Raw genomic sequence first — 17783 nt, 5'->3', positions numbered from 1 at the left:
GTGTACGGGATGCTCAGCCGATGATCTTGCCGGCGACCTTCTCGGCGTCGTCGCGGGTGTACGTGCCGGTGATCTCGACCTTGCCGCCGGGGATTTCGGACATCACCGTCGGCGCGGTGACGACCTGGCCGCGAACGAGGATCGCGAGCTGATTCGCGGGCGGGTCCTGCTTGGCCAGGCCCGCGGTCAGCCGGCCGAAGAGCTTGGCGCCTTCCGCGTCGAGGGTGAGGGAGATGGCCCAGGCGCCGGTCGTGGAGCCTTCCTGGAGGCCGACCTTCACGCCGTCGACGTTGCTGCCGTTGAGCTCGACCTTGCCGAGGGTGTAGCGGTTGCCCTTCTCGTCGCAGGCGGTTCCGTCCGGCGCCGGGGTCGGGCAGGTGCCGGGTTTGACGGCGATCACGCGGCGGAACTCGACGGCCGTCGGGTCGGACGGTTTGCTCGCGGCCGCCGAGGGCGGGGCGCTGCTGGTCGACGGCTTCTTGTCGCGGGTGAGCGCGATGATCACGCCGGTCGCGACCAGGGCGAGCATCACGACGCCGAGCGTGATGACGAGAACGAGAGAACCACGGGAGACCTTGCGGGGAACCGGCGCGTACGGCTGCTGCCCTTGAAAACCGGGCTGAAACGGCGCATTACCCGGCTGATACGGCGGCTGGCCGGGCTGGTAGGGCGGTTGACCAGATGGGTGAGGCGGTTGGCCGGGCTGGTACGGCGGCTGGCCGGCTGGGTAAGGCGGTTGGCCCTGGGGCGGTGGCGGCTGGTTCGGGAACCGCGGCTGGTCCTGCGGATTGTTGGAGTCGTTCGGCGGGACCGGCGGCTGCGTCATGGGTCGAGTTTAGGTAAGCAAGATGTCACCCGCTGCGCAGGCGTGCCGCCAGTTCGGCGTTGCGCTGGGCGAACGCGCGCCACAGTTCCGGCGTCGACGCCACCCGCTCCCGTGCGGTCCGCTCACTCACCGCACGCTGCGTCCACGTACACATCCGCCCGCCGCGTACCTCGAACCGCACCAGCACCCCGTCGGCCCACCCGTACACCTCCGCGTCCACCGCATCGAGCCACGCCACCTTCTGCTCGGCGACGATCCACTCCAGCGCCTCCAGCTCGCCCTGTACCTTCGCCGCGAACTCGTACCGCAACTCCCCCGCCGCCCGGTCGCGCCGGCGGATCAGTTCGTCGCGCAGCGTACGCACCGCATCCGCATCGCGTTGCAGGACAGCGATCGCCGTACGAGCCAACGCCGCCCGATCGCCCGGCCCAATCCCAAAGAGCCGGCCGAACTCTTCAGCCGACGCATCACCGGCAACCGTGTACTGCAACGGCAACACCCGATGCAGCCCCGAAATCGCCTGCCGGATCCGCAACCCACCCAGGTACGGCCCGAAGTGCTGCGCCGATCCAGTCACGGCGTGCTCGAACCGAAGCCCTGGCCCGGAACCGTCGGCAAGCCGGATGTACCCAACGACTTCCGCGCCACCCTCGATCCGGTTCCACCGTGGCTTCGAATGCTCCAGCAGATTGCGCTCCAGCCACGCCGCCTCATGCTCGGAGTCGCACCAAACCCCTTCCACCCGGGCGATCTGGCGGACCATCCGGCGCAAGTGCGAACGATCGCCGACGTTCACCCAGTACGAGCGCACCCGCCGCCGCAGGTTCCGCGCGCGTCCGATGTACAGCACCTTCCCGGCGTCGTCGCGGAACCGATAGACGCCAGGCCCCATCGGCAACTCGCGAACGCTGCTGATCATCAGCCCAGTGTGCCTGCTCTGACCCGCCGCGTGATCAACCCACGGCGGGTTGGAGACGAATGCCCGTGAGGTCTTGCGCGCCAACCTGCCGAAGGTCGATCCTGACGGGCGATCCGAGTACCCGTAGGGGGCTGTGCGGGCGGGTGCCGGGGATCATGCCGTGGGGGCTTCGTGAGGTTTTCCGCCAAGTGGCTTCGTCCTGTCCTGTCCATTGTGCTGTCCACACTCTGCGTACTCGCGCTGCTGCCCGTTGCGGCGATGCCGGCCCGCGCCGCGGTCGCACCGAGCGGATTCAGTGAGCAAGTCGTGTTCAGCGGGCTGACCGATCCGACGAACGTGGCGTTCTCGCCGGACGGCCGCGTGTTCGTCGCGGAGAAGAGCGGCCTGATCAAGGTCTTCGACTCGTTCGACGACCCGACGCCGAGTGTGTACGCGGACCTGCGCACCGAGGTGTACAACTACTGGGATCGCGGTCTGCTCGGGCTCGCCTTGAACCCGAACTTCCCCAAGGACCCGCGGATCTACGTGCTGTACACGCACGACGGCCTGATCGGCGGACCGACCCCGAAGTGGGGTACGCCCAACACCGACGCCGACCCATGCCCGACTCCGCCTGGTCCGACCGGTGACGGTTGTCAGGCCAGCGCGCGGCTCTCGGTACTGAACGCGAACGGCGCCGAGCAAGTACTTGTCGAGGACTGGTGCCAGGTGTACCCGAGTCATTCGATCGGCTCGATCGAGTTCGGGCCGGACGGATTCCTGTACGCCGGCGGTGGCGAGGGCGCGAGCTTCACCTACGTCGACTACGGCCAGGACAGCTACGCGGGGTCCGATCTCACGCCCGACAATCCCTGCGGTGACGGGCCGGCTCCGGTCGGCGCGACCCTCAAACCACCGACAGCCGAAGGCGGAGCGCTGCGCGCGCAGGACGTCCGTACGCCCGGTGATCCGACCGGTCTGGACGGCTCCATCATCCGGATCGATCCGAACACCGGACAGGCCGCGCCGGGCAATCCGATGGCTTCCAGTACGGACGCCAACGCCCGCCGGATCGTCGCGTACGGCCTCCGCAATCCGATGCGCTTCACGTTCCGGCCGGGTACGAAGGAACTGTGGATCGGCGATGTCGGGTACTCGACCTGGGAGGAGATCGACCGCGTCATCGACCCGACCGCGAAGGTGACGAACTTCGGCTGGCCTTGTTACGAAGGCGCCGCGCGGCAACCCGGGTACGACGCGATCAACGTGAACCTCTGCGAGAACCTGTACGCGGCCGGCCCATCAGCGGTCGCGTCGCCGTACTACGCGTACAAGCACACCGACCACATCATACCGGGTGAATCGTGTACGGTCGGAAGCTCTTCGATCGCCGGAATGTCCTTCTACAGCAACGGAAACTACCCCTCCGCGTACGACGGCGCGCTGTTCTTCGCGGACTACAGCCGGCGCTGCGTGTGGGCGATGATGCCTGGCGCGAACGGTCTGCCCGATCCGGCGAAGACGCAGGTGTTCGCATCCGGGTACGGTGCGACGCGGCTGCAAACGGGTCCGGGTGGCGACTTGTTCGCGGTCGACTACGACAACGGGCGGATCTTGCGGTACGTGTACGACGCGACGAACAACCCGCCGACCGCGGTGATCCAGGCCACCCCGTCGAGCGGCCCGACGCCGTTGACCGTGACGTTCGACGGCACCGCCTCCAATGATGCCGACGGCGATCCGCTCACGTACGCGTGGGATCTCGACGGTGATGGTGTGTACGACGACTCGATCGCGGCCGTTGTACAACACACGTACACGACGTCCGGGGAGGTGACCGCGCGGTTGAAAGTATCGGACGGTCACACCACCAGTACGACGACGACTCGAATCAGTGTCGCGAACACGGCGCCGACGGCAACGATCACCGCACCGGGCCCGGCGACGACCTGGAAGGTTGGCGACGCCATCAACTTCTCGGGTACGGCGACCGATCCCGAGCAGGGGACCTTGCAGGCGTCGGCGCTGACCTGGTCGTTGATCATGCACCACTGCCCAAGTGATTGCCATACGCACACAATCACCTCGATGACCGGTGCGAAAGGTTCATTCAGCGCGCCCGATCACGAATACCCGTCGTACCTGGAACTGCGGTTGACGGCGACCGACGCGCAAGGGCTGACCGACACCAAGAGCGTCCGGCTCGACCCGAAGACGGCCGGGCTGAGGTTCGGTACGTCGCCCAGCGGATTGCCCGTGACCTTCAACGACACGAGCGGGAAGAGCCCTCTGACCGGCACGACAATCGTCGGATCGAGTGTCTCTGTGTCGGCGGATCCGATGCAAACGTGGGCGAACCAGCCGTACCGCTTCGGTCTGTGGTCGGACGGTGGGACGCGCAATCACAACCTGGTCGCACCTGCGTCGACCGCTACGTACACGGCGATGTACGGCGCGAAACGCAACCTCGCTCGCGGGCGGCCAGCGGTTGCCTCCAGCACCTATCTGGTTGGGCGTGAAGCGTCGAAGGCAGTCGACGGCGCGATGACGACCGCCTGGTCGAGCGCGCGTACCGATCCGCAGTGGTTGCGCGTCGACCTCGGGTCGGTACAGCTCGTCAACCGCGTACTGCTGAACTGGCTGTCGACGTCCTACGCGAAGGCGTACCAGATCCAGGTTTCCGGAAGCGGCCGAACCTGGAAGACGGTCGCGTCGACGATCAGCGGTGACGGCGGTACGGACAACGTGACGTTCCTGCCGAACTACGCGCGCTACGTACGGATCAACGCGACGAAACGGGCCGTTGCCGGAAGCTACTATTCGCTCTGGGAGTTCGGTGTCTTCCAGGACACCGGCTCGGCGACCGGGATCGCCGGGAAGTGCATCGACGTGTACCAGGCCGCGACCGCTGACGGTACGCCGACGACGCTCTACACCTGCAAGGGCGCGGTGAACCAGCAGTGGACGCCTTCGCTCGACGACGGGACAGTGCGCACGATGGGCAAATGCTTGTCCGCTCGTGGCACTGCCCTCAAGACGCCAGCCGTACTGTGGACGTGCGACGGATCAGCCGGTCAGCGGTGGATTCCGCAGCCGAACGGTTCGCTCGTCAACGCCGCCGCACCCCTCTGCCTCGACGCCAGCGGCGCATCGTCCGCGAACGGCACCCGCCTGATCTTGTACACCTGCAACGGCGGCATCAATCAGAGGTGGGCGCTGCCATAAGCAAGTCGCCGAGGCGGCGAAGGACGTGGCTGCGCCAACCACCGTTCATGAACCGGCGGGCCAGCTGCTGGGTCGGGTCATCCGGGTCGAACCCCGAATGCTCCAGGAACAGCCGCGTCCCCTTACCTTCGGGCTGAAGCGTCCAGGCAACTTCGGTCGCCATGCCGTCGGGGTCGGCCGCGTCACACCAGCTGATCCGCAGTCGCTTCGGTGGCGTCAGCTCCAGCACCTCGCAGGCGATCGCGCCAGAGAAGCCGGTCTGCCCGACCGCCTTCGCCTGAAAGGTGAACCTGTGGCCCACGGCCGGCCGGAAGTCGTTCGGCATCAGCCACTCCGCCATCAGCTCCGGCGTGGTCAAAGCACGCCAGAGTTTGGCCGGCGGATGCGGGAAGTACTGATCGACTTCGATCACCGTCAGGTCGTCACTCGTTGCCATCAGCATCCATCCGGTCGAGTACGCCGCCGAGAGCGGTCATCCGGTCACGCCAGAAGCGCTCGTACGGAGCGAGCCAATCGATCAACTCCGCCATCGGCTCTCCCGTCACCCGATAGAAGCGATGGCGCCCTTCCAGCCGCTCCTCCACGAGCCCGCTCTCGCGCAACGCGCGGAGGTGCTCGGAGACGCTGGGCCGGGCCATGTCGAACTTCCCGGCCAGCTCGCCGGCGGTGTGCTCGCCGGACAGCAACGCGTCCAGAATGTCGCGGCGCGTCGGGTTGGCGAGCGCGCCGAACACGTCGTCCAGCGGCCCGCTCTTGACCCGTCGAGGCACGGTTCCTCAGCCCTGCAAGACGTAGCCGTTGCCGTCCGGGTCAGCGAACGTTGCCTGCTTCCCCCAAGGCATTTCATTGGGTCCCTCAACAATCACACCGGCTGCCTGCAACCGCGCGATGTCCGCGTCGAGATCATCGGTGGCGACGATGGTGCCTTGCCCACCCCCTGCGCTCGCGCCCGGGAACGGCTTGTGCAGTACGAGAGTGGTGCCGGTCGGGGCGCCGACCTCGAGCCAGCGGTTGTCGCCGAAGGTCTGATCGACCTTCACCTCCAGGCCGAGCGCGCCGACATAGAACTCCCGGGCCCGGTCCTGGTCGGAAACGAACACGGTCACGGTCTTCACTGTGTTGATCGCCATGACTTCACTATAGGTAGGAATATTCCTACACGTCAAGGTTGGTCAGCGCGGTGGTGGTGGCGGCGTCGTTGGGGGTGTAGATCTCCAGGCGGTGGTCGGGGCTGTCGGGTTGCAGCCAGACCTGGTACGCGACGTTGGCGGGGCCAATCGTCGGGTGCTGGAGGTACATGTCTCCGGTGGTGCAGTCGGCGACCTCGCCGGTGGCCCAGAGCTGGGCGAACCGGTCGCTGCGCATGGTGAGTTCGCCGATCAGGTTCGCCAGCCGGGCATCGGTCGGGTACCGGCCGGCGGTCAGCCGCAAGTACGCGACATGGATGCGAGCCAGCTCGTCCCAGTTGCGGTGCAGCTCCTTGGTGAGCGGATCGAGGAAGAACATCCGCGGAATCGAAGGACGGGTGCCGGTGGCGTACGGCGCCTCGTACTCGAGGTGTTCCGCGAGCAGTGCGTGTCCGGCGCGGTTCCAGGCGAGTACATCGCCGCGTCGTCCGAGCAGGATCGCAGGCGTTGTCTCGGCCAAGGACTTGAGCAGGGACAGGACCCTCGGATGCGGTTCCTCAACGGGCGGCTCGGCCAGGCCCGAGTGGATCGGCTGGCGGGCGAGGTTGTGCAAGTGCGCGGTTTCTACGTCATCCAGTTCCAGTACGCGTGCCAGTGCGCCGAGTACTTGCTCGGATGCCGTCTCGGCCTGTCCTTGTTCGAGTCGCGTGTAGTACCCGGCGCTCATGCCGGCCAGGTGGGCGAGCTCCTCGCGGCGCAGTCCTGGTACGCGGCGGGCCGATCCGTACGTACGCAGGCCGATCTGATCAGGGGTGACCCGATCCCGGCGGCTCTTCAAGAACGCTCCGAGGCTTTCCACATCATCGAGCGTACGCAACCACGGACGCCGGCTGGGTGTACTTGTCAGGTGTACCCACGGCAGATGGCTGGTTGCGGGCGCCGCCGGCTCTGAAAGTTGCGGTATGTCGCAAACCACCGCATCCACGACGAATCTGCGAGCCTGGCTCGGTCTGCTGGTCGTCCTCGGTCCCGTCCTGCTGGTCTCGATGGACGGCTCGATCCTGTTCCTCGCGCTGCCGCGCATCAGCCAAGCGCTCGATCCGACCGCCGATCAGGCGCTCTGGATTCTGGACGTGTACGGGTTCGCCGTCGGTTCGTTGCTGATTGCTTTCGGCAACCTCGGCGACCGGTACGGGCGGTTCAGACTGCTGCGGATCGGGGCGCTGTTCTTCGGGCTCGGGTCCGCCGCTGCCGCTCTTGCTCCATCGCCGGAGCTGCTGATCGCTGCCCGCGCGGTGATGGGGATCGCGGGCGCGACGTTGCTGCCGTCGGCGTTGGCGTTGCTGAGTGAGCTGTTCGCCGATCCGCGGCGGCGGGCGCAGGCGATCGGGATCTTCGCGGCGACGTTCGCGGCCGGGTTCGCGATCGGTCCGGTGATCGGTGGGGTGCTGCTGGAGCGCTTCTGGTGGGGGTCGGTGTTCCTGGTCAATCTGCCGGTGATCGTGCTGTTCCTGGCGGCCAGTCCGTTCCTGCTTCGTGAGGTACGCGCTGGTCGGCGCGGGCGGGTCGATTTGCTGAGCGTGGTCGCGTCAGCGGTCGGTCTATTGTTGACAATCCTCAGTCTGAAACATGCCGCGGCCGATGGTTTGTCCGGTACGTCGGTGGTTGCGATGGTTGTGGGGCTCGCCGTGCTGGCATGGTTCGGGGCGCGGCAGCGGCGGCTGGAGCATCCGTTGATCGACTTCACGTTGTTGCGGGACCGGGTGTTCGGGATCGCGGTGATCACCGGGTTGCTTCCGCTCGCTGCATGGTCGGCTACCGCGTACCTGGCGGGGATTTATCTGCAGTCGGTGCTCGGGATTCCGGTGCTGCGGGCGGCGCTGCTCGCGCTCCCGGGCGCGGCGGTGCTCACCATCACGTGCGTGGTCGTGCCGAGCGTGGTCGATCGGATCGGAAAGCGGAACGCGCTCCTGATCTGCCATTTCACCATCGCCGGTGGGTTGCTGCTGCTGTTGCCGATCACGGTCAGCGGTGGAGCGGGCTGGTACGTGGCGTCCACTGCTGTCGCCGGTATTGGGTATGGGATCTCGTTCGCTGTTGTTGCTGACACGGCGGTCGGCGCTGTGCCGCCGGAGCGGGCTGGGGCGGCGGGGGCGATCGCCGAGACCAGCAACGAGCTTGGCAACGCGCTGGGGATCGCGCTGCTCGGGTCGTTGGCGGCGCTGCTGTTCCGGCTGCACGGGCCAGACCTTGCGCCGACACTGGATGCGACGCTGGAAGTCCCAGGTCTGACAGCTGACCTGGTCGCGAACGCGAAGTCAGCCTTCGTCACCGGCCTGCAGGTGGTCGCCGCAACCGCAAGCGCCCTGCACCTGCTCCTCGGCGCCGCCACCCTCCGCCGACTGCCACGAACCAGCTGAGGCAAGAGGCTCGCCGCCTCGCACCGCCAGGGGCTGGAAGTGCGCACTCCGGGAACGCGGAGTGCCTGCATTTTCAATCTATAACCTACTGGGGGACTTGCCGCAAGCCCCCGATCGTGGTGGATGATTGCCGACCGCAACCACGATTCCGGACTGTTTTGGGGGAAGTTTGATGCGGGTTTTGTTGTCGACGTGGGGTTCGCGCGGGGATGTCGAACCGCTGGCGGGCCTTGCGGTGAAGCTGCGGGAGCTGGGCGTGGACGCGCAGGTGTGTGCGCCGCCGGACGACGAGTTCGTCGCGTTGCTCGCGCGGGCCGGCGTACCGATGGTGCCGCTCGGGCCGAGTGTGCAGTCGGTCGTGTCACGGCCGAAACCACCGACCGCGCAGGACGCGTTCAAGCTCGCGCCCGAGCTGGTCGCGGCGCGGTTCGAGACGCTGACGAGGGCGGCGGCGGACGGGTGTGACGCGATGCTGGCGACCGGTCTGATGCCGGCCGGAGTGCGTGATGTCGCGGAGAAGCTGGGCATTCCGTACGTTCTCGCGTGCTTCCACATCCTCGGTCTGCCGTCACAGCACAGCAGCCCGGGCAAGCGCCCGGGTACGCCGCCGGCCACCGGACCGATCGATCGGCGCGCGGAGTGGGCGCAGGATGCCGAACGGGTGAACGCGCTGTACGGCGAGGCGCTCAACACGCACCGCGCCGCGATCGGCCTGCCGCCGGTCGAGAACGTCCGCGACCACGTCTTCACCGAGCATCCGTGGGTGGCGGCCGATCCGGTCCTGCTGCCCGCGGTGGGGAAGACGGATCTCGACATCGTCCAGACCGGTGCGTGGATCTTGCCGGACGATCGCCCGCTGCCGGCGGATCTCGAGCGGTTCCTCGAGGCCGAGGAGCCGCCGGTGTACGTCGGTTTCGGCAGCATGGCGTCGTACGCACCGCAGGACATCGCCCGCGCCGCGATTGAAGCGAGCCGGGCGCATGGCCGGCGGGTACTGCTCGCGCGCGGCTGGGCCGGATTGTCAACAATCGACGACGATGCTGACTGTTTCGTCGTCGGGGAGGTGAACCAGCAGGCGCTGTTCCCGCGCGTCGCAACCGTCATCCACCACGGCGGCGCCGGCACCACCGGAACCGCGGCCCGCGCCGGTGCCGCTCAGCTGATCGTCCCCCTGATCGCCGACCAGCCGTTCTGGGCGAGCCGAGTCACCGAACTCGCCATCGGCACCTCCGCCCCCAACCCCACCACCGAATCCCTCACCGAAGCCCTGGCCATCACCCTCTCCCCCACCACGCAATCCCACGCCAAGTCCCTAGCCCCCACCCTCCAAACCAACGGCACCGAGATTGCGGCCAACCTCCTGATCCAAACCATCAACAGCTGACCCACCCGGGCGCCTCCCAAACCGGTTTGGGGTGCCCAACCGCCCGTTCCAGGGGTACAACCCTCCCCGCTCCACGTAGACAACCACCCCAAACCGGTTTGGGGCGCCCCGCACCCCGCTTGATGAGCTGATCGGGGTATCCCCTTCAGCTAACCGGTTCCCAGGTGAAGGTTGAGCCGTGGCGGGTGACTCGGCCCAGGCCTGGGAACGGGAGGTGGTAGGCGTGGAGGAGGACGCGTTCGTCGGCGGCCCAAGCAAGGATGCGGTGGCGAGTGGCGACCGACGCCGGGTGGTCGAGGTCCCACGGGGTCGCCCAGCTTGGGTTCGTCACCTGCAGCGGGTCGTAGAACGTGTCCCCCACGCACAACAACCGCTCCCCACCCGACTCCAGCAGGATCGCCGAGTGACCCGGCGTATGCCCACCCGCCGCCACCGCCCGTATCCCCGGCAGAATCTCATCCTGGTACTCGAAGGACCGGAGCCGCTCGCCGTACAACCGGATCGTCTCCCGCGCCGCCTCGGTGTGCGGCAACGCAGAACCATCAGAAATCGGCCCCGACCAGTACGCCACCTCGTCCACATGTGCGTACGCATCCGCGACCGGAAATGTCGGCTCCCCCGACCAAACCGCCCCGCGCGAATGATCCTGATGCAAATGAGTGAAGATCACCGCCGCCAACTCGGACCGCGACAACCCCGCACCCACCATCCCCTCACCAAGCTGCCCCACCAGCGGCTCGATGTACTCCCCGTACCCAAGGAAACTGGCCCCCAGCCCGGTGTCGACAACCGCCATCCCATCCACCGTGCTGACGAACAGACAGTTGTACCCGCACGCAAGCGCCGACCGCCCTTCCCGCGCCACCGCCGCCTGCAGCTCCGCCTCCGCAACCCCGGATGACGGCGTGAAGAAGTCCGCGAGCGCCGGCTCGAGCGGTCCGGCAGGCTGCCCGTCGCTGACGACCACACACTCCAGCGACCCGACCGAGAACTGATAGCGCATCGGCCCATCATGACCGCCACTGCCTAAGAGACGAAACAGCACCCAACTTTGTGATGTGCGTTTGTTCACGTCACATCCACGCGCCGGCCGGCGTCAGGTGTTTGTTCGCGATTGGGCAGACACGGAGGAATGTCATGAAGGTTGAAGGTTTTGCCGGCGACATCGTTGGCGCGGACGACGATGCGTACGAGGCCGCGCGGCGGACCGTACTTGTCGATGGACAACCGGCGGCAGTGCTCCGGCCACTCACCGTGGCGGATGTGCAGAAGGCCGTCCAGTACGCCGCATCGAGTGGTTTGCAGCTCGCGGTTCGGGGCGGTGGCCATGCGTTCGCGGGCTTCGGCACCAACGACGGCGGGCTGGTCATCGATCTCAGCCTGCTCCGCACGGTCGAGGTCATCGACAAAGAACGCCATCTCGTCAAGATCGGCGGCGGCGCGAACTGGGGTCAGGTCGCGGACGCGCTCGCACCGCACGGCCTGGCGATCTCCTCCGGCGACACCAGGAGTGTCGGCGTCGGCGGTCTGACCTTGTCCGGCGGGATCGGCTGGAAGGTCCGGAAGTACGGCCTCGCCCTGGACAATCTGGTAGCGGTAGAACTCGTCACCGCCGCGGGCGACGTCGTCCGCGCATCCGCCGACGAAAACATCGAGCTGTTCTGGGCCGTACGCGGTGGCGGCGGCAACTTCGGCATCGTGACCGCCTTCGAGTTCGCGGCGCACCCGACCGGCGACGTTCACTTCGGCAAGATCGTGTTCGCGGCGAGCGAGATCGCGGACGTACTCCCGCGCTGGGCCGAGTACCTGAGCACTGCGCCGGAAGAACTCACCTCGATCGCGTCGTTCGCGAACCCGTTCCTAGGTGGACCGGAAGCACCATTGGAAATCCAGGTCGCGTACGACGGGAACAACGCCGCGGAGGCCCTCGACCCGATCCGGAAGCTCGGTACGGTGATCGCCGACGACGTCGCGTTGACCCCGTACGCCGAGGTGCTCGTCAACGGTGCCGTACCGCCGCCGGGCATCCAGCTCGTGACCCGAAGTGCCTTTGTCGACAAGGATTCCGTACCGGACGTGCTCCGCATCCTCGCCGAGGCAGGCACCACGCAGGGCGCCCCGGTGATCGCGGTACGCACCGTCGGCGGGGCGGTCGCCCGGGTCGCCGACGACGCGACCGCGTACGCGCACCGCCAGGCCGAGCTGATGATCATCCTGACGACCATCGGCCCGCCGCCGGTGATCGAAGCGACCCGCCCGGCCCGGCAGCAGCTGTGGGATCGGCTGTCCCCCCACGTGCACGGCGCGTACGCGAACTTCTTGTCCGAGGCGGACGATGTCGATGTCGCCGCGGTGTACCCGGCCGCAACGTACGAACGCCTCGCCGCGGTGAAGCACGACTACGACCCAACCAACCTGTTCACCGGCAACCACAACATCCGCCCCGCCTGAGCAAGATCAACCTTTCAGCTGAAGTTCATAGACGTCCGGCGACCAGCTGGCCGCGGTTTTCGTGACCAGCTTGGCGCCGAGACGTTCGTAGAAGCGGTACCCGGCCGTGTTCTCCAAGCGCAGACCCCAACTGATCGGAAGCCGCTCCGGCAACGCGTGCCGGGCGAGAGCCAGCATCAGCTGCCGGCCGACTCCGGCGTCGCGGTACCGCTCGCTGACGTACAGATCATCGAGCGCGAGCAGATCACCGCCGACCCAGAGGTACGGCCGGCGCAGCGCGGACACGTACCCCGCTACGTCGCCGTCCACCTCCGCGATCAGCACGACCACCTCGGCCCGCGCCAAGAACCCTTGCCAGTCCGCGACGCTCGCGGTGACGTACTGGCCCTGGTCTTGGTAGTCGGCCAGCTCACCCATCAACTTCAGTACGGTCTCGGCGTCCGCGACCTGCGCACGCCTGATTTCAGTGGACATGTACTCCTCCGGTCGAAGGCTTCAACGCCGGCACCGTCACCAGCGCCAGCACCGCGGCGAGCGCGGCGGTCACCGCGGCGAAGGTGAAACCACGGGTGAACCCGGTCGTCACCGTCCCGGCCAGGCTCGCGGCCGCGACGCTCGACACCACCGCAACCCCGATCGACGCACCGAACTCGTGGAACGTACTCAGGAGTCCGGACGCCAGCCCCGCCTCGTGCGGCGCGACCTGCGCGAACGTCGTGGTCGACGCGCCGACGAACGCCGCACCGAGCCCGATCGTGCCGACAGTCATCCCGAGCACGATCATGGCAGCACCCTCCCAGACCGCGGGGACAGTCACCCCGGCCGCGGTGATCAGGAACGCCGCCAGCACCACCGGCCGAGCGCCCACCTTGCCGACGAGCTGACCCGCGAGGTGCGCGCCGGCGATCGCGGCCAGCGCCACCGGAAGGAAGAGCAGTCCGGTACGCAGCGCGCCGTACTGCTTGAAGTGCTGCAAGTAGAACGAACCGAGGAAGAACATCGAGATCATCAGCGCGGTCGCGACCAGCAACATAAAGAGGCCTGCGGCAACAGATCGGCGAGCCAGGATGCGCAGGTCCATCAACGGTGACCGGACCGAGCGCTGGACCTGGGCGAAGATGCCGTACAGCACCAGGGCGCCGGCCAACGTACCGAGGGTTGCCACCGACAACCAGCCGCGATCAGCTGCGTTGATCAGTGCGTAGATCGCCGCACCAGTACCGGCCGTGACCAGGAGTGCGCCAGGTACGTCGAGGCGGCCCTGTTCTTCGCGCGGCCCATCAACCGGCAGCATCCGCAGCAACTGGACGAACACGACGACACCGATCGGCAGGTTGATGTAGAACACCCACTGCCAGCCGGGGCCCGCAGTCAGCAGACCACCGAGCAGTACGCCGATCGCCGACCCGCCACCACCCATCGCGGACCAGATGCCGAGCGCCTTGTTCCGCTCTTCCCCGTCGAACGTCTTGGTGACGATCGACAGCGCGGCCGGGGACAGCATCGCGGCACCGATGCCTTGTGCGACCCGGCCGCCGAGCAGCAGCTCCGGGCCGTTCGCGAGACCGGTGGCGAGCGAAGCGAGGGTGAAGACGGCGAGGCCGGTCAGGACGACGCGGCGGGAGCCGAGCAAGTCGGCGGCGCGACCGCCGAGCAGCATCAGGCCGCCGAACATCAGCGTGTACGCACTGACCACCCAGGTCAGGGTCTCGCGCTGGAGCCCGAGGTCTGTTTCGATGTTCGGCAGCGCGATCGCGACCACCGTCACGTCCAGGATCAGCATGAACTGTGCGATGGCGAGCAGCCCCAGCAGCCGCCACCGCCGGGGGTCCGGTTGGGTCATGGTTCCATCCTCAAGTCGAACAAGCGTGTACGGTTTACGCTGAGACGATAACTCGTACACTGGTGTTCGACAAGAGGAACTCGTACAGTGGTGTTCAGAATCAGGGAGGGCGGATGGCCGACGGTGCACGGCGGGCCGACGCGCAGCGGAACATCGCGGCGATCCTGGCCGCGGCGGCCGAATGCCTGGCCCGCGACCCGGGCGCGAGTACGTCCGAGATCGCGAAGGCGGCCGGGGTCGGGCGGGTCACGCTGTACGGGCACTTCCCGTCCCGTGGCGAACTCGTCGACGCGGTCTTCGTGCAGGCGATCGCTACCGGCGAGGAAGAGCTCGGCAAGGTCGATCTCAGCGGCGATCCACGGGCGGCACTGTCCCGGCTGATCGAGTCGAGCTGGCAGTTGGTTGATCACTTCCGCGCGTTGCTGCTCGCGGCACAGGAAGCACTGCCACCCGGACGCGTACGCGAACTGCACGCCGATCCGATGACCCGCGTCGAGCGGCTGCTCGAGCGGGGGCGTACGCAAGGCGTCTTCCGGAGCGACCTGCCCTCCGCGTGGCTGGTCAGCGTGATGCACAACGTCATGCACGGGGCGGCCGCGGAGATTCAGGCCGGCCGGATCACGTCCGAGCAGGCCGGGCCGTACATCAACGCGACGTTACTGGCGGCGTTCACTCCGCCGGGTGCGGAGGTTCCCGAATAGGTCGTGTCTGGTAGTCCAGCGCCGTAGCGAGGAGGTGCTCGGCGCGGTAGCTCGGCGCGCGGGAGGGGAGGCCTCGATGTGGTTTCATCGTGGCCTTTCCTCCCGCGCGGCGAGATGCCGTGCCGAGTGCCCCGCAGTAGGTGCTGGACTACCAGACACGACCTAATCACTCCAGCCAGATCGTTTCGAAGGTCGGGTTGGCGTGGATGTGCAGCGCCTCGTACCCACCCGGGCCGGTCCTGAACTTGTGCGGGGTGTCGGCCGGTACGACCAGGATCTGCCCTGCTTTGCCGATCAGCTCCTCGCCGTCGACCGTGAAGGTCGCGGAACCGCGGCGGATGATGAACGTTTCGGCGTACGGATGCTTGTGCAGCCGCGGACCGGAATCCTCCTTCGTCGTCGACTCCAGAATCAGCGAGACCCCGGCGCTGCCGGGAAGCTCGGTGTAGTTCTCGGTCCACTCCTCCCCGTCGTCCCGGCCGTCCGCCCGGTTGATCACCACAGCACCGGATTTCGCGATCTCGGTCATCCAAACCCCTCCTGGCTTACGGGACACTACGGTCCTGCCACCGTAACCACGCCCAGGGACAATCCGGAAGGTCAGCGCGTCGGCGGGGCGTCCCGATCGGTTCCTCGTCACGCGCCTGCTGCGGTGGGTATTAAGTGCCCCAAACCGGTTTGGGGAGGGTGGGTGCGTGGAGCGGGGCGCGCTGTACGCCTGGAATGGGCTGCTCAGTGCCCCAAACCGGTTTGGGGAGGGTGGGTGCGTGGAGCGGGGCGCGTTGTACGCCTGGAATGGGCTGCTGGGTGACCCAAACCGGTTTGGGGGGTAATGGGTGCTGGGTCAGTGTGTCGGGACCTTGGTGGCGCGGGGGCCGGCGATGTGGGCGGCTACGGGGGCGAGGGCGGCGACTACTACCGCGAGTACGGCGACTGCGCTCAGGGCGGTTGGGAGGGTCCAGAGTGAGGCGGCCGCGCCGACCGCCGCCGGGCCGAGCAGGAAGCCGAGGTAGGCGATGGTGGTGACGACGGAGATCGCGCCGGCGCGACGCTCGGGTCCGGCCCAGGCGCCGGCCATCCCGATGATCGTCGGGGCGCACACCGACGTCCCGAGCCCGGCGACACCGATGCCGACGAGCGCCGACCACGGCTGATCCGCCAGCGAGGCGATCAGCGAGCCAACCGCCGCGATGCACCCACCCGCAACCAGCAGCTGAACCGGCCGGACTCGTTTCAGCAGTGCGTTCCCAGCAAACCGCCCGGTCGCAGCCGCCGCGGCAAACACCGCCGGCGCACTGGACGCAAGACCAGGCGCAGCATGCAGAGAGGTATCAAGATGCACAGCACTCCAACTCTGCCAAGCGTTCTCCACCAAGTACGCCAACGCACACAACACCCCAAACATCAGCAACGCCCCCTCAACCCGCCCCAACTTCCGTCCGGCGGGGGTGACGGAATCGGCAACACCACCCGCACTTCCGGAGGAGGTGGTGGAGTCGGCCGCAGCACCTACACCTCCGGCGGGGACGACGGCGTCAGCCGCAGCACCAGCACCCCCGGCGGGGGTGACGGGATCGGCAGCACCACCCGCACTTCCGGAGGAGGTGGTGAGGTCGTCCGCAGCACCTACACCTCGGGCGGGGGCGACGCCGTCAGCCGCAGCACACGCACCTCCGGCGGAGCTGGCGGAGTCCGCCCCAGCAGCCACACCCCCGGCCGAACTGACGGAGTCCGCCGCAGCACCAGCACCCGCGGCCGAGCCGGCGGAGCCCGCTGCAGCAGCACCTCCGGTGGGGGTGGTGGGGGCGGGGGTGGTGCCCGGGGTTGTCTTGGTGGTGCTTGTGTTCGCAGCTGCTGGTTCGTGGGGGCCGGCAGGTGTTTCGGCTGTGTTCGCGCGGCGTGGGGATAGGACGGTGGCGGCCGCGATGACGATCAGGGCTGCGGTTCCGGTGAGGAGTGGGAGGGCGGTGGTGCCGGTGGTGCGGAGGGCGGCGGTGGTTAGGCTGGCGATCACTACGGCGACTGAGAACAGGCCGTGGGCGAGGTTCATGACCGGGCGGCCGGCGACGGCTTCCGCGTGTGAGCCGGTGGCGTTGATCGCGACGTCCATCGCGCCGGAAGTTGCCCCGAGCAACAACAGGGCGATGCTCAGGGTCACGACCGAGCCGGCAAGGGCGGGCAGGACGCCGCACAACGCGAACAGGATCGTGACGACCGGGAGCACGACTGCGCCGTACCGGTCGATCAGGTACCCGGTGAACCGCATCGACACCAGCGCGCCGAGCCCGATCATCAACAGCGCAACGCCCAGCCCCGCGTCGCTCACACCCGCCTCGGCACGCACCGCGGGCAAGATCGCACCCCACGCGCCCCAGAAGAGACCGAACGCCGCGAACCCCACCACCGTCCTGAGCATCCGCGCACCCTAATACACGGCAGGCCGTCTTTCGCAGCGTTGTTTCCGCGTCACTTAGCCCACTGTCATAGCGGCCCGGAGCGTCTCGAAATCCTCCGGAGACAGTGGTATCAAACCTCGCCGCAGCTGGTATCCCCAGTTCGGCTGAGAAGTGAGTTGAAGCTCAACTTCACGCACCCCCGCACGTCGCACCGGCAGGAACTCGATCCGTCGCCGCCATGGGGTAACGATGCCCCGCTCGCCCATCGACATCGGTTCGGCCTGGTACGGCTCACTGTCCGCAACGACCCCAAGCGCGGTGAACGCCCGCAGCGGTTCCTTCCCGCCGCGCTGTTCGGTCGGCGAGTAGATCGCGAACCCGTCGCCAAGCCGCAACCGAGCCACACCGAACCGCTTGCCATGGTTGAGTTGAACAAATCCGCCGGATACCGCCCGCTGAGTGTGCTCCGCGGAGATCACACCCAGCCAGGCACGCTGTAAGTCAGTCACCCA

The 17783-nt window shown here is 67.5% G+C and carries 17 protein-coding genes; 5 read left to right on the top strand and 12 right to left on the bottom strand.

Going from position 1 to position 17783, the window contains the following annotated elements; translation table 11 throughout:
• Window positions 1-13: 13 nt before the first annotated feature.
• A complete protein-coding gene (locus tag ABD260_RS14745) occupies window positions 14-826 on the bottom strand; it encodes a SecDF P1 head subdomain-containing protein (protein ID WP_344234058.1) in 813 nt (270 codons plus the stop codon).
• A 25-nt stretch (window positions 827-851) separates the two neighbouring features.
• On the bottom strand, window positions 852-1745 hold the full coding sequence (locus tag ABD260_RS14740; RefSeq protein ID WP_344234057.1) for a GIY-YIG nuclease family protein: 894 nt from the start codon (window positions 1743-1745) through the stop codon (window positions 852-854).
• A gap of 171 nt (window positions 1746-1916) precedes the next feature.
• Here ABD260_RS14740 and ABD260_RS14735 point away from each other — a divergent pair, with 171 nt between their 5' ends.
• Window positions 1917-4949, top strand: a complete 3033-nt coding sequence (locus ABD260_RS14735) for a PQQ-dependent sugar dehydrogenase (protein ID WP_344234056.1) — start codon at window positions 1917-1919, stop codon at window positions 4947-4949.
• On the opposite strand, the gene ABD260_RS14730 is transcribed toward ABD260_RS14735, so the two are convergent.
• From ABD260_RS14730 to ABD260_RS14715, 4 genes are read right to left on the bottom strand one after another with little or no spacing between them, the layout of a single operon-like run.
• Window positions 4924-5385 (bottom strand): SRPBCC family protein, encoded by a 462-nt coding sequence (locus ABD260_RS14730; RefSeq protein WP_344234055.1) that lies wholly within the window; start codon window positions 5383-5385, stop codon window positions 4924-4926. The genes ABD260_RS14735 and ABD260_RS14730 overlap by 26 nt on opposite strands.
• Entirely contained in the window at window positions 5372-5719 is a 348-nt protein-coding gene (locus tag ABD260_RS14725) for an ArsR/SmtB family transcription factor (RefSeq protein WP_344234054.1), read from the bottom strand. The genes ABD260_RS14730 and ABD260_RS14725 overlap by 14 nt, the downstream gene beginning before the upstream one ends.
• 6 nt (window positions 5720-5725) lie before the next feature.
• The gene (locus ABD260_RS14720; RefSeq protein WP_344234053.1) at window positions 5726-6115 is read right to left on the bottom strand and encodes a glyoxalase superfamily protein; all 390 of its coding nucleotides are present in this window, start codon (window positions 6113-6115) and stop codon (window positions 5726-5728) included.
• The gene (locus ABD260_RS14715; RefSeq protein ID WP_344234052.1) at window positions 6105-6935 is read right to left on the bottom strand and encodes a helix-turn-helix transcriptional regulator; all 831 of its coding nucleotides are present in this window, start codon (window positions 6933-6935) and stop codon (window positions 6105-6107) included. The genes ABD260_RS14720 and ABD260_RS14715 overlap by 11 nt, the downstream gene beginning before the upstream one ends.
• A 103-nt stretch (window positions 6936-7038) precedes the next feature.
• Between ABD260_RS14715 and ABD260_RS14710 the strand changes: the two genes are divergently transcribed.
• Together ABD260_RS14710 and ABD260_RS14705 are read left to right on the top strand one after the other, a co-directional pair.
• On the top strand, window positions 7039-8496 hold the full coding sequence (locus ABD260_RS14710; protein WP_344234051.1) for an MFS transporter: 1458 nt from the start codon (window positions 7039-7041) through the stop codon (window positions 8494-8496).
• A 172-nt stretch (window positions 8497-8668) separates the two neighbouring features.
• Window positions 8669-9880 carry a glycosyltransferase gene (locus ABD260_RS14705; protein WP_344234049.1) on the top strand — a complete coding sequence of 404 codons (1212 nt, stop codon included), beginning with the start codon at window positions 8669-8671 and terminating at the stop codon, window positions 9878-9880.
• Between the two features lie 145 nt (window positions 9881-10025).
• Here ABD260_RS14705 and ABD260_RS14700 read toward each other — a convergent pair whose 3' ends face one another.
• Window positions 10026-10883 carry an MBL fold metallo-hydrolase gene (locus ABD260_RS14700; protein ID WP_344234048.1) on the bottom strand — a complete coding sequence of 286 codons (858 nt, stop codon included), beginning with the start codon at window positions 10881-10883 and terminating at the stop codon, window positions 10026-10028.
• Window positions 10884-11017: 134 nt separating this feature from the next.
• On the opposite strand from ABD260_RS14700, the gene ABD260_RS14695 reads away from it, so the two are divergent.
• Window positions 11018-12331: an FAD-binding oxidoreductase gene (locus ABD260_RS14695; RefSeq protein ID WP_344234047.1), complete on the top strand. Its 1314-nt coding sequence runs from the start codon at window positions 11018-11020 to the stop codon at window positions 12329-12331.
• A gap of 6 nt (window positions 12332-12337) precedes the next feature.
• On the opposite strand, the gene ABD260_RS14690 is transcribed toward ABD260_RS14695, so the two are convergent.
• Complete coding sequence (locus ABD260_RS14690; RefSeq protein WP_344234046.1) at window positions 12338-12805, bottom strand: GNAT family N-acetyltransferase; 468 nt, start codon at window positions 12803-12805, stop codon at window positions 12338-12340.
• Window positions 12795-14174 carry an MFS transporter gene (locus tag ABD260_RS14685; RefSeq protein ID WP_344234045.1) on the bottom strand — a complete coding sequence of 460 codons (1380 nt, stop codon included), beginning with the start codon at window positions 14172-14174 and terminating at the stop codon, window positions 12795-12797. Before ABD260_RS14685 ends, ABD260_RS14690 begins: the two co-directional genes overlap by 11 nt.
• A 113-nt stretch (window positions 14175-14287) precedes the next feature.
• On the opposite strand from ABD260_RS14685, the gene ABD260_RS14680 reads away from it, so the two are divergent.
• On the top strand, window positions 14288-14875 hold the full coding sequence (locus tag ABD260_RS14680) for a TetR/AcrR family transcriptional regulator (RefSeq protein WP_344234044.1): 588 nt from the start codon (window positions 14288-14290) through the stop codon (window positions 14873-14875).
• A gap of 166 nt (window positions 14876-15041) precedes the next feature.
• Here the strand turns inward: ABD260_RS14680 and ABD260_RS14675 are convergent, their stop codons facing one another.
• The 3 genes from ABD260_RS14675 to ABD260_RS14665 form a co-directional block, all read right to left on the bottom strand.
• Window positions 15042-15404: a cupin domain-containing protein gene (locus tag ABD260_RS14675; protein ID WP_344234043.1), complete on the bottom strand. Its 363-nt coding sequence runs from the start codon at window positions 15402-15404 to the stop codon at window positions 15042-15044.
• Between the two features lie 315 nt (window positions 15405-15719).
• Window positions 15720-17291, bottom strand: a complete 1572-nt coding sequence (locus ABD260_RS14670) for an MFS transporter (protein ID WP_344234042.1) — start codon at window positions 17289-17291, stop codon at window positions 15720-15722.
• A gap of 54 nt (window positions 17292-17345) precedes the next feature.
• Window positions 17346-17780: an EVE domain-containing protein gene (locus ABD260_RS14665; RefSeq protein ID WP_344234041.1), complete on the bottom strand. Its 435-nt coding sequence runs from the start codon at window positions 17778-17780 to the stop codon at window positions 17346-17348.
• Window positions 17781-17783 lie beyond the last annotated feature (3 nt).

Source organism: Kribbella hippodromi, assembly GCF_039531045.1.
GTDB lineage: Bacteria > Actinomycetota > Actinomycetes > Propionibacteriales > Kribbellaceae > Kribbella > Kribbella hippodromi.
This window is presented reverse-complemented; position numbering and strand designations above follow the sequence as displayed.

Coding starts and splice junctions, on each gene's coding strand:
- ABD260_RS14745 (WP_344234058.1), bottom strand. CDS start 826: ATGACGCAGCCGCCGGTCCCGCCGAACGACTCCAACAATCCGCAGGAC.
- ABD260_RS14740 (WP_344234057.1), bottom strand. CDS start 1,745: ATGATCAGCAGCGTTCGCGAGTTGCCGATGGGGCCTGGCGTCTATCGG.
- ABD260_RS14730 (WP_344234055.1), bottom strand. CDS start 5,385: ATGGCAACGAGTGACGACCTGACGGTGATCGAAGTCGATCAGTACTTC.
- ABD260_RS14710 (WP_344234051.1), top strand. CDS start 7,039: ATGTCGCAAACCACCGCATCCACGACGAATCTGCGAGCCTGGCTCGGT.
- ABD260_RS14705 (WP_344234049.1), top strand. CDS start 8,669: ATGCGGGTTTTGTTGTCGACGTGGGGTTCGCGCGGGGATGTCGAACCG.
- ABD260_RS14700 (WP_344234048.1), bottom strand. CDS start 10,883: ATGCGCTATCAGTTCTCGGTCGGGTCGCTGGAGTGTGTGGTCGTCAGC.
- ABD260_RS14695 (WP_344234047.1), top strand. CDS start 11,018: ATGAAGGTTGAAGGTTTTGCCGGCGACATCGTTGGCGCGGACGACGAT.
- ABD260_RS14690 (WP_344234046.1), bottom strand. CDS start 12,805: ATGTCCACTGAAATCAGGCGTGCGCAGGTCGCGGACGCCGAGACCGTA.
- ABD260_RS14685 (WP_344234045.1), bottom strand. CDS start 14,174: ATGACCCAACCGGACCCCCGGCGGTGGCGGCTGCTGGGGCTGCTCGCC.
- ABD260_RS14680 (WP_344234044.1), top strand. CDS start 14,288: ATGGCCGACGGTGCACGGCGGGCCGACGCGCAGCGGAACATCGCGGCG.
- ABD260_RS14675 (WP_344234043.1), bottom strand. CDS start 15,404: ATGACCGAGATCGCGAAATCCGGTGCTGTGGTGATCAACCGGGCGGAC.
- ABD260_RS14670 (WP_344234042.1), bottom strand. CDS start 17,291: ATGCTCAGGACGGTGGTGGGGTTCGCGGCGTTCGGTCTCTTCTGGGGC.